This is a genomic window from Streptomyces sp. HUAS MS02 (assembly GCF_055702265.1).
This window is the reverse complement of record NZ_CM146747.1, coordinates 7552800-7573130: the sequence shown is the minus strand read 5'-3', so window position 1 is coordinate 7573130 and position 20331 is coordinate 7552800. Positions and strand designations below refer to the sequence as shown.

17 protein-coding genes and 1 tRNA gene are annotated in these 20331 nt (G+C 71.5%); 10 read left to right on the top strand and 8 right to left on the bottom strand.

Annotation, left to right across the window (positions count from 1 at the left end; genetic code table 11):
* Window positions 1–141: 141 nt before the first annotated feature.
* Together ACZ9QC_RS32590 and ACZ9QC_RS32585 are read left to right on the top strand one after the other, a co-directional pair.
* Window positions 142–1356, top strand: coding sequence for an MFS transporter (locus ACZ9QC_RS32590; protein ID WP_472916373.1), 1215 nt, complete (start codon window positions 142–144; stop codon window positions 1354–1356).
* A 21-nt stretch (window positions 1357–1377) separates the two neighbouring features.
* Window positions 1378–1986, top strand: coding sequence for a dihydrofolate reductase family protein (locus tag ACZ9QC_RS32585; protein ID WP_472916372.1), 609 nt, complete (start codon window positions 1378–1380; stop codon window positions 1984–1986).
* Between the two features lie 35 nt (window positions 1987–2021).
* On the opposite strand, the gene ACZ9QC_RS32580 is transcribed toward ACZ9QC_RS32585, so the two are convergent.
* Together ACZ9QC_RS32580 and ACZ9QC_RS32575 are read right to left on the bottom strand one after the other, a co-directional pair.
* On the bottom strand, window positions 2022–3188 hold the full coding sequence (locus ACZ9QC_RS32580; protein WP_472916371.1) for a hypothetical protein: 1167 nt from the start codon (window positions 3186–3188) through the stop codon (window positions 2022–2024).
* The gene (locus ACZ9QC_RS32575) at window positions 3185–4141 is read right to left on the bottom strand and encodes a 5-dehydro-4-deoxyglucarate dehydratase (RefSeq protein WP_472916370.1); all 957 of its coding nucleotides are present in this window, start codon (window positions 4139–4141) and stop codon (window positions 3185–3187) included. Before ACZ9QC_RS32575 ends, ACZ9QC_RS32580 begins: the two co-directional genes overlap by 4 nt.
* Before the next feature lie 265 nt (window positions 4142–4406).
* On the opposite strand from ACZ9QC_RS32575, the gene ACZ9QC_RS32570 reads away from it, so the two are divergent.
* The 7 genes from ACZ9QC_RS32570 to ACZ9QC_RS32540 all read left to right on the top strand — a co-directional run bounded on the left by ACZ9QC_RS32570 (window position 4407) and on the right by ACZ9QC_RS32540 (window position 12019).
* On the top strand, window positions 4407–5216 hold the full coding sequence (locus tag ACZ9QC_RS32570; RefSeq protein WP_472916369.1) for an NAD-dependent epimerase/dehydratase family protein: 810 nt from the start codon (window positions 4407–4409) through the stop codon (window positions 5214–5216).
* Between the two features lie 322 nt (window positions 5217–5538).
* Window positions 5539–6300, top strand: coding sequence for a DeoR/GlpR family DNA-binding transcription regulator (locus ACZ9QC_RS32565; RefSeq protein ID WP_472916368.1), 762 nt, complete (start codon window positions 5539–5541; stop codon window positions 6298–6300).
* A gap of 121 nt (window positions 6301–6421) precedes the next feature.
* The gene (locus ACZ9QC_RS32560) at window positions 6422–7789 is read left to right on the top strand and encodes an ABC transporter substrate-binding protein (RefSeq protein WP_472916367.1); all 1368 of its coding nucleotides are present in this window, start codon (window positions 6422–6424) and stop codon (window positions 7787–7789) included.
* Window positions 7786–8724, top strand: a complete 939-nt coding sequence (locus tag ACZ9QC_RS32555; RefSeq protein ID WP_230214407.1) for a carbohydrate ABC transporter permease — start codon at window positions 7786–7788, stop codon at window positions 8722–8724. Before ACZ9QC_RS32560 ends, ACZ9QC_RS32555 begins: the two co-directional genes overlap by 4 nt.
* On the top strand, window positions 8721–9644 hold the full coding sequence (locus ACZ9QC_RS32550; protein ID WP_472916366.1) for a carbohydrate ABC transporter permease: 924 nt from the start codon (window positions 8721–8723) through the stop codon (window positions 9642–9644). The genes ACZ9QC_RS32555 and ACZ9QC_RS32550 overlap by 4 nt, the downstream gene beginning before the upstream one ends.
* Window positions 9641–10630: a zinc-dependent alcohol dehydrogenase family protein gene (locus ACZ9QC_RS32545; RefSeq protein ID WP_472916365.1), complete on the top strand. Its 990-nt coding sequence runs from the start codon at window positions 9641–9643 to the stop codon at window positions 10628–10630. The genes ACZ9QC_RS32550 and ACZ9QC_RS32545 overlap by 4 nt, the downstream gene beginning before the upstream one ends.
* Window positions 10631–11137: 507 nt before the next feature.
* Window positions 11138–12019, top strand: coding sequence for a hypothetical protein (locus tag ACZ9QC_RS32540; RefSeq protein ID WP_472916364.1), 882 nt, complete (start codon window positions 11138–11140; stop codon window positions 12017–12019).
* Window positions 12020–12051: 32 nt separating this feature from the next.
* On the opposite strand, the gene ACZ9QC_RS32535 is transcribed toward ACZ9QC_RS32540, so the two are convergent.
* On the bottom strand, window positions 12052–12930 hold the full coding sequence (locus ACZ9QC_RS32535) for a thermonuclease family protein (protein ID WP_472916363.1): 879 nt from the start codon (window positions 12928–12930) through the stop codon (window positions 12052–12054).
* Window positions 12931–13200: 270 nt separating this feature from the next.
* Between ACZ9QC_RS32535 and ACZ9QC_RS32530 the strand changes: the two genes are divergently transcribed.
* Window positions 13201–14427 (top strand): TerD family protein, encoded by a 1227-nt coding sequence (locus ACZ9QC_RS32530; protein ID WP_472921875.1) that lies wholly within the window; start codon window positions 13201–13203, stop codon window positions 14425–14427.
* A gap of 78 nt (window positions 14428–14505) precedes the next feature.
* Here ACZ9QC_RS32530 and ACZ9QC_RS32525 read toward each other — a convergent pair whose 3' ends face one another.
* The 5 genes from ACZ9QC_RS32525 to ACZ9QC_RS32505 all read right to left on the bottom strand — a co-directional run bounded on the left by ACZ9QC_RS32525 (window position 14506) and on the right by ACZ9QC_RS32505 (window position 19959).
* Window positions 14506–15525 carry a 1-aminocyclopropane-1-carboxylate deaminase gene (locus tag ACZ9QC_RS32525; RefSeq protein WP_472916362.1) on the bottom strand — a complete coding sequence of 340 codons (1020 nt, stop codon included), beginning with the start codon at window positions 15523–15525 and terminating at the stop codon, window positions 14506–14508.
* A 23-nt stretch (window positions 15526–15548) separates the two neighbouring features.
* Window positions 15549–16349 (bottom strand): GntR family transcriptional regulator, encoded by an 801-nt coding sequence (locus ACZ9QC_RS32520; RefSeq protein WP_472916361.1) that lies wholly within the window; start codon window positions 16347–16349, stop codon window positions 15549–15551.
* A 102-nt stretch (window positions 16350–16451) separates the two neighbouring features.
* Complete coding sequence (locus ACZ9QC_RS32515) at window positions 16452–18038, bottom strand: TROVE domain-containing protein (RefSeq protein ID WP_472916360.1); 1587 nt, start codon at window positions 18036–18038, stop codon at window positions 16452–16454.
* Window positions 18039–18352: 314 nt separating this feature from the next.
* A tRNA-OTHER gene (locus ACZ9QC_RS32510) sits at window positions 18353–18431 on the bottom strand.
* 43 nt (window positions 18432–18474) lie between these two features.
* Window positions 18475–19959 (bottom strand): alkaline phosphatase PhoX, encoded by a 1485-nt coding sequence (locus tag ACZ9QC_RS32505; protein WP_472916359.1) that lies wholly within the window; start codon window positions 19957–19959, stop codon window positions 18475–18477.
* Window positions 19960–20331: the final 372 nt, after the last annotated feature.

Here is a 20331-nt window from a genome sequence, read left to right as displayed (position 1 = left end):
GCGTGGTGCGTGGCTCTTGTTCGGTAGACCCCCGGCATCCCGAGAACTCATCGCCGAGGGAGCACCCACCTTTCCCGGTGACGTTTCCCAGGGCATCCGCCCGATCCGCGCGCCGGGTCCTTAGCACCACGCTCACCAGCCATGACATCGACGACACCGACGACGTGGGCGGTGGGACGGGTGCTGCGGGACCGCGACGCGGGGCTGTATCTGGCCGCGGTGGTGGTCTCGGGCCTCGGTTCGACCGCGCTGTGGCTGGTCGCGGGGGTCTGGGTCAAGGACCTCACCGGCTCGGACGCGCTGGCGGCGCTGTGCGCCTTCGCCCTGTGGGCCCCGCTCCTGGCCGGCCCCCTGCTGGGCGCCCTGGCGGACCGCCCCCACCGCCGCGCTCTCCTCATCACCACCGACCTCGCCCTGGCCGCCCTCCTCCTCACCCTCTTCACCGTCGACGCCCCGGGTGACCTGTGGCTCCTGTACGCGGTCCTCCTCGTCTACGGCGCGGCGGGCGTCGTCCACGACGCGGCGGAGTCGGCCCTCGTCGCCACCACCGTCGCCCCCTCCCTCCTCGGCGACTTCAACGGCCTGCGCATGACGGCGAACGAGAGCATGAAGCTGCTGGCCCCCTTGGCGGGGGCGGGCCTGTACGCGGCGTACGGCGGAGCGACGGTGGCCCTGCTGGACGCGGTGACGTTCGTGGCGGCGGCGGGGTTGTACGGCTTGGTACGGGAGCGGGCCGGCCGCGCCACTCGCGCCGACCCCACCACCCAGGCCGACCCCACCTCCCTGACCGCCCGCACATCCGAAGGCGCCCGGCACCTGCTGGCCCACGCGCGCCTGCGTCCGCTCGTCCTGGCCGGGGGCCTGACCATGCTGCTGTCCGGCATCAACGGCTCCCTCGTCTTCGCGGTGGTGGAAGCCCTCGGCCGCTCCCCCGCCTACGCCGGCCTCCTCCACGTCGCCCAGGGCGTGGGGTCGATCGCCGTCGGCCTGACCACCGGCCCCCTCCTGCGCCGCCTCGGCGAACGCCGCTTCGCCGCGTACGGGATCGCCCTGACAGGGGTGGCCGTGGCACTGCGCGCCGTACCGGAGGACACCGTGGCCCTCGTGTGCGGCGCGGCGATCGGCGCCGGGCTGCCGTGCGTCCTCGTCGCCACGCTCACCGCGGTCCAGCGCGACACCCCACCCCACCTGCTGGGCCGCGCCACGGCCACCGCCCAGACCCTGCTGTTCGCCCCGACGGCGGTGGGCATGGCGATCGGCGCCGCCCTGGTGGGACCGGTCGACCTCCGGGTCCTGGCGGTGACGGTGGGGGCCGTCTGCCTGCTTCCCGCGGCCGTACTGCTGCGCCATCGCTGACCCATGGGAGACCCTGGACGCATGGGCAAGGTGATCTGCGACATCACGATCTCGCTCGACGGCTACGCGGCGGGGCACCACCAGACCGAGGAACGGCCGTTCGGCGACGACGGCGGCGACGGCTCCGGCGCCGCGCTGCACGCCTGGATGTTCGACGCTCCCGAGGAGAACCGGATCGAGATCGACCGGTTGAACACCGCCGGGGCCTTCGTCATGGGGCGCAACATGTTCGGTCCGGTGCGCGGCGCGTGGGACCGGCCGTGGAACGGCTGGTGGGGCGACGATCCGCCGTTCCACGCCCCGGTGTTCGTCCTCACCCACCACCCGCGCGACCCGCAGCCGATGGACGGCGGCACCACGTTCCACTTCGTCACCGACGGGGTCACCGCCGCGCTGGACCGGGCCCGCGCGGCGGCCGGCGACGGCGATGTCACGGTCATGGGCGGCGCGACCACCGTCAACCAGTACCTGACCGCCGGCCTCGTCGACGAACTACGGCTGCACATCGCCGCGTTCACGCTCGGCTCCGGCACCCGGCTCTTCGACGGCGTCCCCCCACTGCCCCTGAGACAACTGACCGCCCGCCCGACAAGCCTGGTCACCCACCTGACCTACCAGGTGCTGCGCTGAGAGGGGAGGGCGCCGCGATCCACCCGGCCCCCGGCTCACCCCACCGCCCTCAGTGCTTCCCTCACCGCCGTCAGGTCCTGGTCCGACGCCAGGCCCGCGTGGTAGAGGCGGAGTTCCGTCGCGCCCAGCTCCGCCGCGCGGCCTGCGTCCTCGGCCAGGGTGACCGGGCTGCCGCCCATGCCCGACACGATGCCGAGGTTGGCGGCCAGGACGGCGCCCTCCGCCCCGGCCTCGGCGAAGGCCGGCAGCAGTCCCGGGCCGCCCGCGCACGGGACGACCACGCCGTCCGCCACGCCGAGGATGTGCGCGGGGTCGACCCCGGGGTTCGCCCCGCAGTGGTACGTCACCGGGTCCGCGTGCAGCAGGATCTGGAACCCGGCGGGCGCGGCGGCCCGTACCGCCTCGACCGCCGTCTCCTGGAGGGAGCGGGCGATCGCGTCGCGCCACACGCGCGTGGCCGCCGCCCGGTCCGCGCCGAGCAGCTTCTCCACGGCCGGCCAGCCCTCGTCGACCGCCTCCCCCCGCCACAGCGGCTCCAGCGCGTCCCGGACGGCCGCGGCCAGCTCGTCGGGGTCCTGCCCGGCGTCGGCGTAACCGGCGCGGCAGGTCACGCAGAAGCAGAGCGACATCAGGTACTGCCCGGCATCCCCGAGCCCGACGCCGCCCGTCTTGTCGTGGGCGTGGAGGTGGGAGATCCCGTACCAGCCGAGCGACTCCAGTTCCGTGCCGCGGGCGCCCGGCCGGACCGCCGCCTCCACGGCCAGGTCGACGAGGTACTCGCGGGTGGCCTCCTGCGCGACGCACGGGGCCCACGGATACCGGTCGCCGTAGGCGTTGACCACGGAGGTCGAGGGGTGCTCGGCGCCGAGCCGGGAGTTGTGGGCGAGGACGACCCAGGTGTGCACGTCGAGCCCGGCGTGCGCGAGTGCCGTCGCCGCCTCGCCGAACGCGTCACCCGGCGCCCAGTCCCCCGCCGGGTGGGGCCGCAGCGTCCGGCCCTCCCAGCGCACCCCGGGCGGGTACAGCACGGCCGCGTGCTCGGCGGTGACGATGCGGTGCCGGGGGTGGCGGGGGGTGAGCGCGCGGGTGGAGTGGTAGGCGGAGGCGAGCGTCACCTGTCGGACGCCCAGCCCCGCGATGCGTTCCGCGGCGGCCGGGTCCCCGTTGACGTCCCACGGGTAGACGAACGTCGACGCCTTCACATGTCCTCCTGGCGCTCTTCCAGCAGCGCGTGTCCGCGCTCGATCAACTGGCCCAGCTGCTTGACGTGTTCCTCGGCCGGCTCGTGCAGCGGCGGCCGTACCCCGCCCACGTCCAGTCCCCGTAGCCGTACCCCGGCCTTGACCAGTGACACGGCATAGCCGCGGCCCTTGGCACGGAGTTCCACGAAGGGCCGGTAGAACCCGTCGAGGAGCCGTTCCACGATCGCACGGTCACCGGCTTCGAGCGCCCGGTGGAAGGCGAGGGCGATCTCCGGGACGAAGCAGAAGACGGCCGACGAGTACAGGGGGACCCCTACAGCCCGGTACGCGGGCTGGGTGAGCTCGGCGGTCGGCAGACCGTTGAAGTAGAGGAAGTCGGCGGTGGCCGGGCCCTCGGCGCGTACCGCGCTGACGATCCGTGTCATCAGGTCCAGGTCGCCGACGCCGTCCTTGAGGCCGACGATGCCTTCCGTGCGGGCCAGTTCGACGACGGTCTCCGGGGTGAGGACCGCGTTGTCGCGCTGGTAGACGACGACCGGCAGGGAGGTCGCGGCGGCCAGTTCCCGGTAGTGGCGCAGCAGCCCTTCCTGGGCGGCCACGACGAGGTACGGCGGCAGGGCGAGCAGACCGTCGGCGCCGGCCTCCTCGGCGAGGCGCGCGTAGCGCACGGCGAGGGCGGTGCCGTAGCCCGCGCCGGCCACCACGGGCACCCGGCCGGCCGTCTCCGCGACGGCGGCCCGGACGCAGCTCTGGAACTCCTCGGGCGTGAGCGCGTGGAACTCGCCGGTGCCGCAGCAGACGAAGACGGCGGCCGCCCCGGCGTCGACGCCCTGGCGGACGTGCGCGCGGCAGGCGTCGAGATCGACCGCGCCGTCCGGGCCGTACGCCGTGACGGGGAAGAACAGCGGCCCGCTGGGGACCCTGAGCCGGGCGGTGAGAGGGGCTGACGTCACGGGGCGCTCCCAAGTCCGAGCCGAAGTCGATCGTCCGAGTCGACCTCGACGCGCAGGTCCATGTCACTGATCAATGTTTACATTTCTGAACAAGAGCACGCTAAGGCGCCCCCGCGACGCCGGTCAAGCCGGACACCCGCCGCCGCACCAGCGATTTCCCGCCCTCGCGCCACACTTGACGCCCGCGACCGCGCTCCCTAGCGTGTCCATGAATGTGAATATCGGACGCCCATATGCACAGCTGGCGATGCAAGGAGATCCACGGATGCCCGCTCCCCGCACCGTTCTGCTCACCGGCGCCGCCGGTGGCCTCGGCACCCTGATGCGGGACCTGCTCCCGGCATACGGCTACGAACTGCGCCTGATGGACCTGCTGCCCGTCGAGGGCGCGCCGGACGCGATCACGGCCGACCTCGCCGACCGGGAGGCCGTGCGCGAGGCCGTACGGGGCGTCGACGCGATCATCCACCTCGCGGGCATCTCGCTGGAAGCCTCCTTCGAGAAGATCCTCAAGGCCAACATCGAGGGGACCTACCACCTGTACGAGGCCGCGCGCGCGGAGGGCGTGCCCCGGATCGTGTTCGCCTCCTCCAACCACGCGGTGGGCTTCACCCCCCGCCCCGGGGACGGCGACCCGCTGATCCCGATCGACACCCCGCACCGGCCCGACACCTTCTACGGCCTGTCCAAGGCCTTCGGCGAGGACCTGGCCCAGCTCTACTGGGACAAGCACGGCCTGGAGACGGTCTCGGTGCGCATCGGCTCCTGCTTCCCCGAACCCACCAGCGTCCGCATGCTCTCCCTGTGGATGAGTCCGGCCGACGGCGCCCGCCTCTTCCACGCGGCTCTGACCGCCGAGCACGTCGGCCACACCGTCGTCTACGGCTCCTCCGCCAACACCCGCCTGTGGTGGGACCTCTCCACCGCCCGCGCCCTCGGCTACGAGCCGCAGGACGACTCCGAGCAGTACGCCGAGAAACTCATCGCCGACCAGGGCGAACTGTCCCCCGGGAACGAGGCTCACGCCCACCTCGGCGGCCACTTCGTCAGCGACCCCCCGATCTGGCCGTACTGACCGGACCGGCGAGGACCCAAGGGTTCCCGAGGGTTTCTGCGGGTTCGTGCGTCGCACGGGAAACGAGGGCCGTGCGTCGTACGGAAGGGGCGGGCGGGCACCGAACGGGCCCGCCCGCTCCCGCATTCGGGCACGCCCGTTGCCCGATGCCACGTCCGCCCCAGGTCCGCCACGGGCGGCGGCCCCGCGAAACGGTCAGGGACGGGCAGCATCGGACCCGTGACAGACCTGGTCGGCGCCGCGCACCCCCTGTAGAACTTCCCTCAAGGCCCGCACCGGGCCCGAACGGGCAGCACTACGGCGAGGAGAGCAGGTGTCGGCCATGAGCGCGGAAGAAAGGCAGCGCGAGATCGTCAGGGCCGCCCGCAGCACCGGCGCGGTCGACGTCGCCGAACTCGCGGTCACGCTGGGCGTCGCCAAGGAGACCGTACGGCGTGATCTGCGCGCCCTGGAGGACCACGGCCTGGTCCGGCGTACGCACGGCGGCGCGTATCCCGTGGAGAGCGCCGGTTTCGAGACGACGCTCGCCTTCCGCGCCACCAGCCACGTGCCCGAGAAGCGCCGGATCGCCGCCGCTGCGGCCGAACTGCTCGGCGACGCGGAGACCGTCTTCGTCGACGAGGGCTTCACCCCGCAGCTCATCGCCGAGGCGCTGCCCCGGGACCGGCCGCTGACCGTGGTCACCGCCTCGCTCGCCACGGCGGGCGCCCTCGCCGAGGCCGGCAACACCACCGTTCTGCTGCTCGGCGGCCGGGTGCGCCCCGGCACCCTCGCCACCGTCGACCACTGGACGACCAGGATGCTGGCCGGCTTCGTCATCGACCTGGCGTACATCGGCGCCAACGGCATCACCCGCGAACACGGCCTCACCACCCCCGACCCGGCCGTCAGCGAGGTCAAGGCCCAGGCGATCCGCGCCTCCCGGCGCACGGTCTTCGCGGGCGTCCACACCAAGTTCGGCGCCGTCAGCTTCTGCCGGTTCGCCGAGGTCGGCGGCCTGGACGCGATCGTCACGAGCACGCTGCTGCCGACCTCCGAGGCCCACAGGTACTCGCTGCTGGGGCCCCAGGTCATCCGCGTCTGACCCCAGGACCGACCGACTCCACGGCCCCTTCCCTCCCTGCCCGCACCGCCCCCCTACCTCCCCGCACAGCCTCCCCTACCTCCCCATGCCCCTTATGTCCCCATACGTCCAGGAGCGATCCATGCGAATCCCGAGCCGACGGAGGCCGCGCGCACTCGCCGCGGTCGCCGCAGGGACGCTGCTCGCCCCGCTTCTCTCCGGCTGCTGGACCGGGGCGGGCGGGGCGGGATCCGGCGGCGACGCCATCAACGTACTGATGGTCAACAACCCCCAGATGCAGGAGCTGCAGAAGCTCACCGCCACGCACTTCACCAGGAAGACCGGCATCAGGGTGAACTTCACCGTGCTGCCGGAGAACGACGTCCGCGACAAGATCAGCCAGGACTTCGCCAACCAGGCGGGCCAGTACGACGTGGCCACCCTCAGCAACTACGAGATCCCCATCTACGCCCGCAACGGCTGGCTGGAGCAGCTGGACCCGTACGTCGCGAAGGACCCGGCCTTCGACCAGCAGGACGTCCTGAAGCCGATGCGCCAGTCCCTGACCGGCGACGACGGCAAACTCTACGGAGAGCCGTTCTACGGCGAGTCGTCCTTCCTGATGTACCGCAAGGACGTCTTCGCCGAGCGGGGGCTCACCATGCCCGACCACCCCACCTGGCAGGAGGTCGCCGACCTCGCCGCGAAGACCGACGGGGCCGAGGACGGCATGAAGGGCATCTGTCTGCGCGGACTGCCCGGCTGGGGCGAGGTCATGGCGCCCCTCACCACCGTCGTGAACACCTTCGGCGGCACCTGGTTCGACAAGGACTGGAAAGCCCGGCTCGACTCCCCCGAGTTCGAGCGGGCGACCAGGTTCTACGTCGACCTCGTGCGCGAGCACGGCGAATCCGGCGCCGCCCAGGCCGGCTTCGCCGAGTGCCTCAACAACATGACCCAGGGCAAGGTCGCCATGTGGTACGACGCCACGTCCGCGGCCGGTTCCCTGGAGGCGGACGACTCCCCGGTGAAGGGCAAGGTCGGATACGCACCGGCGCCGGTCGAGAAGACCGAGTCCTCCGGCTGGCTCTACACCTGGGCCTGGGGCATCCAGCAGGCCTCCCGCAACCCCGACAAGGCATGGAAGTTCGTCTCCTGGGCGTCCGGCAAGGAGTACGAGGAACTGGTCGGCGAACAGATCGGCTGGTCGAACGTCCCCGCCGGCAAACGGGAGTCGACGTACGCGAACCCCGACTACCGCCAGGAGGCCGCCGCCTTCCAGGAGATGACCCGCGAGGCCATCGAGGGCGCCCGGCCCACCGACCCCGGGGTGCAGCCGCGCCCCGCGCCCGGCATCCAGTTCGTCGGCATCCCCGAGTTCACCGACCTCGGCACCAAGGTCTCCCTGGAGATCAGCGCGGCCATCGCCGGACGCCAGTCCGTCGCGTCGGCCCTCAGGAAATCGCAGGAGCTCGCCGAGCAGATCTCCGAGGAGTACGAGGGACGATGACCGCGACCACGACAGCACCGAGGGCGGCGACCCCCGTACGCACCCAGGGCACACCGAACGCCCGGCTGCGCGCCTGGGCCACCCGCGCCCCGCTCCTGCCCGCCCTGATCTTCATGATCACCGTGACCCAACTCCCGTTCGTGGCCACGCTGGTGATCTCCTTCCTCGACTGGAACTCCCTCTACCCGGACGCCCGTTCCTTCGCCGGCTTCGCCAACTACGGCGAGGTGCTCACCGATCCCGACCTGCGCCGCTCGGTGTGGACGACGATCCTGCTGACGGTCGCCGTGGTCCTCGCCAGCCTGGTCCTCGGTCTGCTGCTCGCCCTGCTGCTGGACCGGAGATTCCGGGGCCGCGGCATCGTCCGCACCCTCCTCATCGCCCCCTTCCTGGTGGTCCCGGTGGCGGCCGCCCTGCTCTGGAAACACGTGCTCTACAACCCCGAGTACGGCCTGTTCAACGGGCTGTTGCACTACGTGGGCGGGCCCCAGCCGGACTGGATCTCGGACACCCCGCTGCTCGCCGTCGAGGCCTCCCTGGTGTGGCAGTGGACGCCGTTCATGATGCTGATCCTGCTGGCGGGACTGCAGTCCAGGGACCACCAGCAGATCGAGGCCGCCCGGGTCGACGGGGCGAGCGACTGGCAGATCTTCCGCCATCTGACCCTCCCGCACCTGCGCCGCTACCTCGAACTGGGCGCGTTGCTGGGCTCGATCTACATCGTGCAGAACTTCGACGCGGTCTTCACGATCACCTCGGGCGGCCTGGGCACCGCGAACCTGCCGTACACCGTCTACCAGACCTTCTACCAGGCCCACGAGAACGGCCTCGCCTCGGCCGCCGGGGTCCTGGTCGTCATCGGCTCGATCATCATCGCGACGTTCGCCCTGCGCGTGGTGTCGTCGCTGTTCCGCGAGGAGGTGTCGCGCGGATGAGCGACACGACGACAGACATACGCGACACGACGGCGGATGCGGACGGCACGGCGCCGACCGCGCGCCGCACGACGAGGCGGACACGTCCGGCGCGTGCCCGCGGAGCCCGGGGCGCCGGCCTCGGGGTGGCCGCCTGGCTGCTCGGTCTCCTGTTCTTCCTCCCCATCGCCTGGATGGCCCTGACCTCGCTGCACTCGGAGCCGGACGCGGCGACCAACCCGCCGTCCTGGGCGGCCTCCCTCACCCTCGACGGCTACCGCGAGTTCTTCGGCGTGGACGGCGGCGCCAGCCCCTGGCCGGCCCTGATCAACTCGACGGTGGCGTCCCTCGCCTCGACGCTGCTGGTCCTGCTGCTCGCCTTCCCGGCGGCGTACGCGCTGTCGATCCGCCCGGTGAAGAAGTGGACGGACGTCCTGTTCTTCTTCCTCTCCACGAAGATGCTGCCGGTGGTGGCGGGCCTGCTCCCCCTCTACCTCTTCGCGAAGAACACGGGCCTGCTGGACAACATCTGGCTCCTCGTCCTCCTCTACACCTCCATGAACCTGCCGATCGCCGTCTGGATGATGCAGTCCTTCCTCGCGGAGGTCCCGGTGGCGGTGATCGAGGCCGCCCACCTGGACGGCGCCCGGCTCCCCACGGTGCTGGCCCGGGTGGTGGCGCCGATAGCGGCCCCCGGCATCGCCGCGACCGCCCTGATCTGCTTCATCTTCAGCTGGAACGAGCTGCTGTTCGCACGGGTGCTGACCGGCGTGGTCGCCGAGACCGCGCCCGTGTTCCTGACCGGCTTCATCACCAGCCAGGGCCTGTTCCTGGCCAAGGTGTGCGCCGCTTCGCTCGTGATCTCCCTGCCGGTGCTCGCCGCGGGGTTCGCCGCCCAGGACAAGCTGGTCCAGGGCCTCTCCTTGGGAGCCGTCAAATGAAGGCCGCCGTCATCGAGTCCGTGGGCAAGGCCGTCGTCGCCGAGGTCCCGGACCCGACACCGGGACCCCGCGAGGTCGTCGTCGAGGTCGCCGCGTGCGGTCTGTGCGGCACCGATCTGCACATCCTCCAGGGCGAGTTCGCCCCGAAGCTCCCGATCGTGCCGGGGCACGAGTTCGCGGGCGAGGTGGTGGGCGTGGGCAGCCGGGTCACGGAACTCTCCGTGGGCGACCGGGTGGCCGTCGACCCGTCCCTGTACTGCCACGAGTGCCGCTACTGCCGCACCGGCCACAACAACCTCTGCGAACGGTGGGCCGCGATCGGGGTCACCACGGCCGGCGGCGCCGCGCAGTACGCGGTGGCGCCGGTGGCCAACTGCGTCCGGCTCCCGGAGCACGTCCGCACCCAGGACGCGGCCCTGGTGGAACCGCTGTCCTGCGCCGTACGCGGCTACGACGTCCTGCGCGCCCGCCTCGGCGCCCATGTCCTCATCTACGGCTCGGGCACGATGGGCCTGATGATGCTGGAGCTCGCGAAGCGGACGGGCGCGGCGAGCGTGGACGTGGTCGACGTGAACCCCTCCCGGCTGGAGACCGCCCGCCGGCTGGGCGTCTCGGCGTCCGCCGCCGGCCCCGACGAACTGGACCGCCCCCAGGGCTGGGACGTGGTGATCGACGCGACGGGCAACGCCGCCGCCATCCAGGACGGCCTGGACCGGGTCGCCAAGGCCGGCACGTTCCTCCAGTTCGGAGTGGCGGACTACGCGACCCGGGTCACGATCGACCCCTACCGCATCTACAACCAGGAGATCACCATCACCGGCTCCATGGCCGTCCTGCACAGCTTCGAACGCGCGGCGGAACTCTTCGCGGCCGGCGTCCTGGACCCGGACATCTTCATCAGCGACCGGGTACCGCTGGAGGAGTACCCCCAGGCACTGGAGCAGTTCGCGTCGGGGGTGGGCAGGAAGATCGTCGTGGTGCCGTGAACCTGACTCGCCCGCCCCGGGCAGTGTGTGGGGCGGGCGGGCGGTACTCCGGCCGAGTGGTACGGAGCCGACTCTCCTGCCGGGCCCCCGACGATGAGCGGGCTCGTCACTACGCTCCCTGACTGCCCGCACCAGCAGGGCACGGGCACGTGACACGGGGAGAGGTATGAGGCACGGACTTGGCTCGGCAGCCCGCCTGAGCGTGTGCGCGGCGGTCCTCGGACTGCTCGTCTCGTGCGGGTCGGAAGGAGGGTCCGACGCCCCGGAGGCGACCTCCACTCCTTCGTCCTCGAGTCCCACACCCTCCTCCCAGTCACCGACGCCGTCACCATCGTCGTCGCCGCCCGAGGGATCTCCCTCTCACGGCGGTGAGCCGATCGATCCGCCCGACCGCGTGCCGTCGAACACCGGCCCTTCGAAAACCGACGGCCCCGGCGTCACACCGTCTCAAACGCTCGCCCCGGTCTGCCCGGGTGACCCGGGCTGCCCGCCCTCACCGGACGGTACGTGAACGAACCGGCGCCCTCTCCGCCTAAGCGTCTCGGCGACACGGACCAGGCCTCCCAGACGCCCCCGACCACGCTGATCAACCTCGTGGTCGCGCAGGCGTCATTCATCGCCGCACTGATGTTCTACGTGGGGGTGATCTACGCGGGCGCGTATTACGGCCACTTCCACCTCTCCCCCTTCGCGCTCGGCTTCGGCTTCGGTGAATTCGTGCTGTACAGCCTGCACCTGGTCACTTTTCCGGTGCTTGTCGGCGCCGCCGCTCTGCTACTGGTGGTCGCGGTCGCCGGACAGCGGCCCGCGCAGTCGCACGGCGGCTTGATGCACGGCGTCGCCCGCGGGGTGTCGGCCGTGGCGCGCCACCATCTGATCATGGTGGCCGTGGGCTTGCTCCTGCTCATCCTGTGGTGGCAGTGGCAGGTGCTCCTGCCGTACCGCTGGGCCGGCCCACTCCTCGTCGGCTTCGGACTGCTGCTCGGCGTGGTGCGCCGCACCGGCCCCGTCCACCCCGCGAACCCGTGGGAGACGGCGGTGCTCGTTCTCGCCTCCGGGCTGTTCCTCCTCTGGGCGGTCACCCTTGTCTCCGGCCAGCTCGGCGAACGGAACGCCAGGAACGATGCCCGCGAAGTGATCCTGCGCACCGGCCTGGTGGTTCACAGTGCCGAGCCGCTGAGCCTTTCGTCACGGTCGCCCGGACTGCGGTACCGGCTCCTCGAAGAGGGCACACACCTCCGCCACCGCTACTGGGGACTACGGCTCATCGTGGAGCGTGGGGGGCGCTACTACGCCGTGCCCGTCGGCTGGCAGGCACGGACCGACCACGTCTACGTCCTCAGAGAGAGCGAAGGGGTGCGCATCGAGCTCACGCCGGGCGTGCGGTAGAGGCATGTCGTCGCCCGCGGCCCACCCCGTGCTCACTTCTCCACGAAGACGATGTCCCTGGCCGGGCGGGTCATCTTCACCGTGTTGTCTTCGGTGACCTCGACGATGTGGTGGAGGCCTCGGTGGAGTCGGCCGGAGTCCGGGAGGCGGTACTCGTCCTGGACCCCGGCCAGGAAGGCGCGGAAGCACTCCAGTGAGGGGTCTTTGCCCTTGAAGTCCAGGTAGTCCTTCAGCCGGCGGAACAGCTTCGGCAGGATCACCGCGCCGGTCGCATCGTCCGTCAGCGAGGCCATGCCCATGACCTTCACGCCGTCGAGGGTCCTGTCGACCTTCCACACCCCGCTCGCGGACGCCCTCGCCTTCTCCGAGGCTTCGGTGAGCAGTTCGCGCAGGTACTCGGGCAGGCCCGAGTAGAAGGTCGGGTAGGCCAGACCGAGCAGCAGCAGGCGGTGGTTGGCGGTGCGCTCCAACAGGTCGTCGTCGACGCCCGTCCAGTAGCCGCTGTGGACGGGCGGGGTGCCCCTGCCGACGAAGGCCACGCAGCGGCCGTAGGCATCGGCGCCCCGGGTGAGGATCCAGCCGGGCACACTGTCCGGCACGGTGGCGACCGTCTCGTCGTCGTCCCGGAGAACGGTCTTGAAGTCGAGGAACCTCAGCAGTTGGTCGGCGGCCTCGTGGGCGAGGCCCCGTGGCTGGTGCTGCGGGCGCGGCCCCTCGCCGTAGTGGGTCTCCAGGGCGTCGATCCCTTCGAGCCGGATGTTCGCGCGCCCGTCGGCCTTGGGCACGATCCGCGTGTCCCCGGGGACCAGTTTCCAGTCGTCCACGTCGTCCGGGATGAAGGGGAGGGTGTCACCGTCCGGCTTGGCGCCCCCCTCCACCTTGAACCTTCCTCTGATCAGCAGCATGGCCATGGCGGCGCCTCTCCTCGCGATGTCACCGGGGTGTCCATTCATCACGGACGGCACACGCCCGTGACGCGATCCCCAAACTAGGACAAGAGTCACTAACCGGCTCTCCCGGTGGACCGATCGCGTCTCCCAGCGGCCGAATCCCGCCGCCCTCGCACAGGGGCCCTTCACCCTCCGGGGAGCCCTCACCCACAGCGCCCCACCCACACGGCCCCAACCCGTTCGGTAAGGGAACGGTAAAGCGGCTTGAATCGTTCACCCGGCATGACCGCTATGACCCCCGGCTCGAACATCCCGCTGCCCGTCACCCGCGTCGCGGTGGACGTCGCCGCGCCCGTGCGGCTCGACGTCTCGTGCCTGCTGCTCACCGCCGACGGCAAGGTGCGCTCGGACGACGACTTCATCTTCTACAACCAGCCGAGCGGCCCGGGCGTGACGTACCGCTCCGGCGGCGGCACGACCCCCGACTCGATCACGGTGGACACGGCGGCCGTGCCCCCGGGCATCGAGAAGATCGTCGTCACGGCCAGCCCCGACGCGGCCGGCCAGACCTTCCAGGGCATCGAACCGACGGCCACGATCCGCGACGCGGCAGGCGGCGCGGTGATCGCCACGTTCACCCCGCCGCAGCTGGGCTCGGAGACGGCCCTGGTGATCGTGGAGGTCTATCTGCGCAACGGCGCGTGGAAGGCGCGCGCGGTCGGCCAGGGGTACGCGAACGGCCTCGCGGGCATCGCGACGGACTTCGGCGTCAGCGTGGAGGAACCCGCCCCGACCCCGGCCCAGCCCGTCACCCCGCCCGCCCCCGCCATGCGGCCGCCTGCCGCCCCGCCTGCCCCGCCCGCCGCCCCGGCCATGGACCCCCGCGTCGCCGCGCCCCCGGCGCCCCCCGCCCCTCCGGCCCCGCCCGCGCCCGGCGCCGGGAAGATCAACCTGGACAAGGGCCGCGTCAGTCTCCAGAAGAACCAGACGGTCTCCCTGGTCAAGGGCGGCCGCCCGCTGCTCTCGCAGGTCAAGATGGGCCTCGGCTGGGAGCCGGCGTACCGGGGCAAGGACATCGACCTGGACGCGTCGGTCATCGCGTACGGCCCCCAGCGCAACCACATCGACAGCTGCTACTTCGGCAAGCTGTCCATCGTGGGCGGTGCGATCAAGCACTCCGGCGACAACCTCACCGGTGAGGGCGGGGGCGACGACGAGGTGATCGTGGTCGACCTCGGCCGGCTCCCCCAGGAGGTCACCGGGCTGGTCTTCACCGTCAACTCCTTCTCCGGCCAGAAGTTCACCGAGGTCGCCAAGGCCTACTGCCGCCTCCTCGACGCCGCGACCGGCGAGGAGCTGGTCCGCTTCGACCTCACCAACGCCGAGGCCCAGACCGGCGTGATGATGGCCAAGCTGATCAAGCAGTTCTCCGGCGAGTGGGACATGACGGCCATGGGCGACTTCGTGAAGTCCCGCACGGTCAGGGGGATGGTGAAGCCGGCGGCCCAAGCCCTCTGAGGCACGCGTACGAAACGCCGGGCGCCCCCACACGGAGGGCGCCCGGCGTTTCGTCGAGAAAGGCCGGGCCCCGCCCGGCTACTGGATCACCCCGCTGTACGCGTTCAGCGCCGGCTGCCCGCCGAGGTGCGCGTAGAGCACGGTGGAGTCCGCGTCGATCTCGCCGCGCTCGATCAGGTCGACCATCCCCGCCATGGACTTGCCCTCGTAGACGGGGTCGGTGACCATGCCCTCGGTACGTGCCGCGAGCTGCATGGCGACGAGTGTGGCGTCGTCCGGGACGCCGTAGATCCCGGCGTGGTACCGCTCGTCCAGTTCCACGTCGGCGACGGTCAACTCCCGCTTGAGACCGATGAGCTGTCCGGTGTTGTGCGCGATCCGCGCGATCTGCTCACGGGTGCTGTCCGGCTTGGCCGAGGCGTCGATGCCGATGACCCGGCGCGACCGCCCACCCGCCTCCTCCAGCGCGGCGAAGCCGGCCACCATGCCGGCCTGGGTCGAGCCGGTCACCGAGCACACGATCACCGTGTCGAAGAAGACGCCCAACTCCCGCTCCTGCTCGGCCACTTCGTACGCCCAGCCGGCGAAGCCCAGGCCGCCGAGAGGATGGTCGGAGGCGCCGGCCGGGATGGCGTACGGCTTGCCGCCGCCCTCCTCGACCTCCCTGAGCGCCAGTTCCCAGCTCTCCTTGAAGCCGATGCCGAAGCCGGCCCGGACGAGCCGTACGTCGGCGCCCGCCAGTCGGCTGATCAGGATGTTGCCGACCTTGTCGTAGACGGCGTCCGGCCAGTCCACCCAGCTCTCCTGCACGAGCACGCACTTGAGCCCGGCGCGGGCGGCCACGGCCGCGACCTGACGGGTGTGGTTGGACTGCACACCACCGATGGAGACGAGGGTGTCGCAGCCCTGCGCGAGCGCGTCGGCGACCAGGTACTCCAGCTTGCGGGTCTTGTTGCCGCCGTAGGCGATACCGGAGTTGCAGTCCTCCCGCTTGGCCCAGACGGCGGCGCCGCCCAGATGGGCGGTCAGGCGCTCCAGCGGGTGCACCGGTGAGGGCCCGAAGAGGAGCGGATAGCGCTCGAAGGAAGAAAGGGACACGGGTCCTCCCGGGGTGGAGTGGGTCAGTGGTCCGCCGCGCCGGCGGCTTGCTGGTCGACGGCCTCGGCCCGGGGTCCGCCTGCTCCCTCGGCTTCCTCGGCTTCCTCGGCTATTTCGGCTTTCTCGGCTTCTTCAGCCTTCTCGGCCTTCTCGGCCTCGTCGCGCTCGTGGACCTCGTCGACCTCGTCGACGAGCGCGGCCAGGCCGTGCCAGATCTCCGCCGTCACACGGACCGCCTCGTCGGTCTCGCCGGCCGCGCAGGCCTCGATCAGCTGCTCGTGCAGTCCGGCCGAGCGGCAGTTGCCGCCCTCGCCGAAGCGTCGGCGCTCCAGCCGGCGGATGAGAGGCGTGTAGCGGGCGATGGTGGCGGCCGCGGCGCGGTTGCCGCTGACCCGGACGAGGACGTCGTGGAGTTCGTCGTCGGCGACGAGGGCGGCGTCCACGTCTCCGGTGCGGACGGCCGCGGCGAACCGTTCGTTGGCCGAGCGCATGGTCTCGACGTCCGCCGCGAACAGCCGGGGCACGGCCGTCCGGGTGGCCAGTTCGTGCATGGCCCCGACCACGGCCGCGGCGTCCCGCACATCGGCGGCCACGACGGGCGTGACCCGCGTGTAGCTCTGCGGCTTGCTCTCCAGGAGCCCCTCGTCCACCAGCCTTGAGAACGCCTCCCGCACCGGCGCCCGGGACAGCCCCAGCAACTCCGCGAACTCGGCGTCGCGCACCACCGCACCGGGCTCGATCTCCCCGGCCACGATGGCGTCCCGGATGGCTTGGTAGGCACGGTCCCTGAGCAGGGTCCGCCCGACCGGTCGCATGGCCTCCATGAACTGAAATGTTAGATGTCAGTACGGGCTACGAACAAGAGTGTGGCCCGTGCCCCCACTGGGACACGGGCCACACTCTCCCCGTCGGCCGGCGGACCGAGGTCAGTCGACCGCCCACGGCCAGTCGGCGTCCCGAGCCGCCTCCAGCAGCGGAACCATCCGGAAGGCGGCGTCCGAGAGGCCGCCGAAGGTGTGCCGGTTCGCCTTTCCCGAGGGGCCGTGGCCCGCCCGGTACCCGGCGAGGTTCCAGGTGTAGACCGGGACGTCGGCCGGCACCTGCGCGGTCGGGTCGCCGTAGTGGCTGTAGGTGGCCTGTTCGTCGGTGACTATGAGCACCCGGTCGTGCTTCCTGTAGTGGCGGCGGACGGCCTCGGTGGTGTCGGTGCCGCCCAGATCGCCGAAGCGGCCGATGATCTTCAGCACGGACTCGCCCGCGTCGAACCTCACCACCCGGCTCGTGCTCCCGAACTCGACGAGATCCGCGTCGGCCGCCCGCAGCGCGAGCGCCGTGCCGAAGATCGCCGCCGCGTCGGCGTACGTGAGCGACGAGCGGTCGGTCAGCCGCGAGTAGAACATCGAACCCGAGCGGTCGACCAGGACCAGGGTCCGGCCGGGGAGCGCGGGAACGTTGGCCAGCGAATGGCCGAGCGCCTGCTCCAGGGGGTACGCCCACCGCAGCGAGGGCGCGTGCCGGTACGCCGAGAGGTAGCGGAACGGGAACTGCCGCGACCGCGCGACCTCCGCCGGGTCGCTGATCCGCGCCGCCACCTGGGCCGCGACCTCGTCGGAGACGCCCGCCTCGTCGAAGTTCCGCAGGTTCCTCAACAGAGCCATGGTCCCCATGGACGGAATGACCGACTCCCAGGCCGCCCTGTCCATCGGCCCCTGCAGCCAACCGGCCAGCGCCTCCCAGGTGATGCCCGCGTCCGCGAGCCGCTGGGCGCCCCCCGAGCCGGTCACGACCCTGCGCCGCTTCGCGGGCCGCAGCTCCATCAGGTCACGGTGTGCCGCGAGCACGGGCAGCGACCTGGGCACGACCGCCGTGTCCGGGTTGTGGCGCCGGTCGAGGGCGTACTGGAACAGGTCGCCCTGCCACGGCTTGGCCGGGTCCGGCGCCGCGTGCACCAGGTTCAGGATGTCGCCGAAGCGGTAGCCCTTGGACGCGGTGTCGTACTTCAGCAGCGACTTGGGGTGGTAGAGCCGTCGCACGGCGTCGGCGACGCCACGCTTCACGGGCTTGGGCAGGGCGCGCCCGTACCGCGAGGTCCAGTAGGCGAGCAGCTCGCCGGGCTCGTCCGGACGCCGCAGCACCGAGTCGACGACCTGGCGGTTGGTGGGCCCGTCGGTGACGCCCGCGTCGAGCCGTGCCTTCACGTACTCGGCGGCGCCCACGATCGAGGCCGTACGGAGGTTTCCCTCCCCACGCAGCCAGCCGAGCAGGCCGGCCGTCCACACCGGGTCGGTGACGGCGAGTCGGCGTACGAGCGCGGCGAACCGGTCGTCGCGGGTCTCACCGCTCTCGTAGAAGGTCTTCTGCGCGACGAAGTTGGCGAGCGAGAGCAGGAACAGCTCCGAGCGCTCGTCCCGCTCACGGCCCCGGCCGCCCTCGTACGTACGGAGCACTCGCCCCGTCGAGGTGACCCGGGAGGTGGGCTGTGCCTTGCCTGCCTTCGTGTTGAATCGCGCCATGATGAATTCCCCCGAATTCTTCGAGGCGCGGCAGATGGAGGGTGACCGAGGTCGAATTCGGCGGCGGTGCTTATAACTGGCGCGTCTTCCGTTCCGCCACACCGACCCTTGGTCGATGACGGGATTCGAACCCGCACGGGGATTTCTCCCCACCAGTTCCCGAAGTATCCGCTGCCTGCGCACCGGGCACCCACCATCTGCCGCGCCTCCCGAGATCGTGTCGCACCGGGAGGTGCGTAAAGCTTTGGGTGTCCAGAGATCGAATTCGGCGGAACCGACGTAGGTGCTCTAACCCCTGAGCTACACCGGCGTGTTGGTGCCGGTGGCGGGACTCGAACCCGCGCGCGCCCCATTATGAGTGGAAGTAGGTCCTGCCTTCGCACCTGGACAGGCATCACTCTAGGAGCGGGGTCACGGGCCGGGCCAACCAATTAATTCACCGCTTCTGCCGCTTCCAGGGCCCGGTGATGGCGAGCAGGATTCCCGGGGTCTGGATATTGGCGTACAGCGTCTTTCCGTCGGGCGAGAAGGTGACACCGGCGAACTCGCTGTACTCCGGCTCCTCGTCGGTGCCGATGTTCAGGTCGTTGCGGGCGATCGGGTAGGTGCGGCCGCTGTCGGTGGCGCCGAACAGGTGCTGGACGCCTTCGCCGTCCTCGGCGAGGACGATGCCGCCGTACGGGGAGACCGTGATGTTGTCGGGGCCGTCGAGGGCGCCGTCGGCGGACGGGTCCGGGTTGACGCCGAGGAGGATCTTCAGGGTGAGGGTGCGGCGCTTGGGGTCGTAGAACCAGACCTGGCCGTCGTGCGCGGCGCCGGGGCTCTCGGCCCGGGCGTAGGAGGAGACGACGTACGCGCCGCCGTCGCCCCACCACATGCCCTCCAACTTGCGGGCGCGGGTGATCTCGGTGTCGCCGAACTGCTTGCGCACGGCGACGGACTTGGCGTCGCGGTCGGGGACGTCGATCCAGTCGACCCCGTACACCGTGCCGATCCGCGTGGCGCGGGACAGGTCGTCGACGAACCGGCCGCCGGAGTCGTAGCACCGGGGGGCCTGGAGGACGCCCGCGTCGTCGGCGAGGGTACGGAACCTGCCGGGGCCGTAGGTGAAGCCCTTGGGCGGGGTCCAGCGGTAGAGGAGGCCGTTGGGGCCCGCCGCGTCCTCGGTGAGGTAGGCGTGGCCGCGCCGGGGGTCGATGACGACGGCCTCGTGGTCGTAGCGGCCGAAGAACTTCAGCGGCTTCGGGGCGCGGTTGGCGCGGCGGTCGCAGGGGTCGACCTCGAACACGTAGCCGTGGTCCTTGGTCATGCCGTTGACGCCGGCCCGGTCGGAGTTCTCCTCGCAGGTGAGCCAGGTGTTCCAAGGAGTGCTGCCGCCCGCGCAGTTGGTGGAGGTGCCCGCGATGCCGACCCACTCGGCGACCCGGCCGTCGGGCCGTACCTCCACCACGGTGCAGCCGCCGGCCGCCGCGGGGTCGTAGACGAGCCCTTCGGTGAGCGGCACCGGGAACTGCCAGTTGGCCCGGGGGCCCTTCAGCTCGTGGTTGTTGACGAGGAGAGTGGTGCCGCGCGGGCCGGGGAAGGCGGCGGTGCCGTCGTGCTTGCCCGGGGTGAACTCGCCCGACTCCAGCTTCGTCTTTCCGCTGTACGTGATGATCCGGTACGTGAACCCGGCGGGCAGCGCCAGGATGCCCTGGGGGTCGGGCACGAGGGGGCCGTAGCCGACGCCGCCGCGGTCCGCCCCGCGCGCGGTGTCGCCGTTGCCGTCGCCGTCGCCGTCGAGGGCCGTGTCGTCGGTCTCCGTGTCCGTCGACGCGAGGGCGTTCGGCGCGGTGGCGAGTGCGCCCACGCTGCCGGCCAGGGCGACACCGGTTGTGGTGGCCGCGGATCGTCTGGCGAAGTCCCTGCGGGTGAGCGACATGCTGTCTCCTGCGTGGCGTGGGCTGACCATGGGGGCGGACCCGGGGTATCGAGCCACACGCTCGCGCTCCCGCCTGAACACCGGTTGAACACGCCGTGGCTCGGGGGTGCCGGGGCGTGGGCGGCTCTGGGTGCGTTGCCGGGGGCGGGGTTCGGTGCGGGGTTCGGGTTCGTCGTCGGGTGCGGGTGCGTGGGGGCTGGTCGCGCAGTTCCCCGCGCCCCTGAAAGACCAGGCCCTGCGGGCCTGAAAAGCACGGGGGGCAGCCCCGGCTTTTCAGGGGCGCGGGGAACTGCGCGAGAGGCCCCACCGGAGCCGCACCCGCCGACGAACCCACACCCCGAGCTGTCAGGCGCACCCCACAGACATCACCCG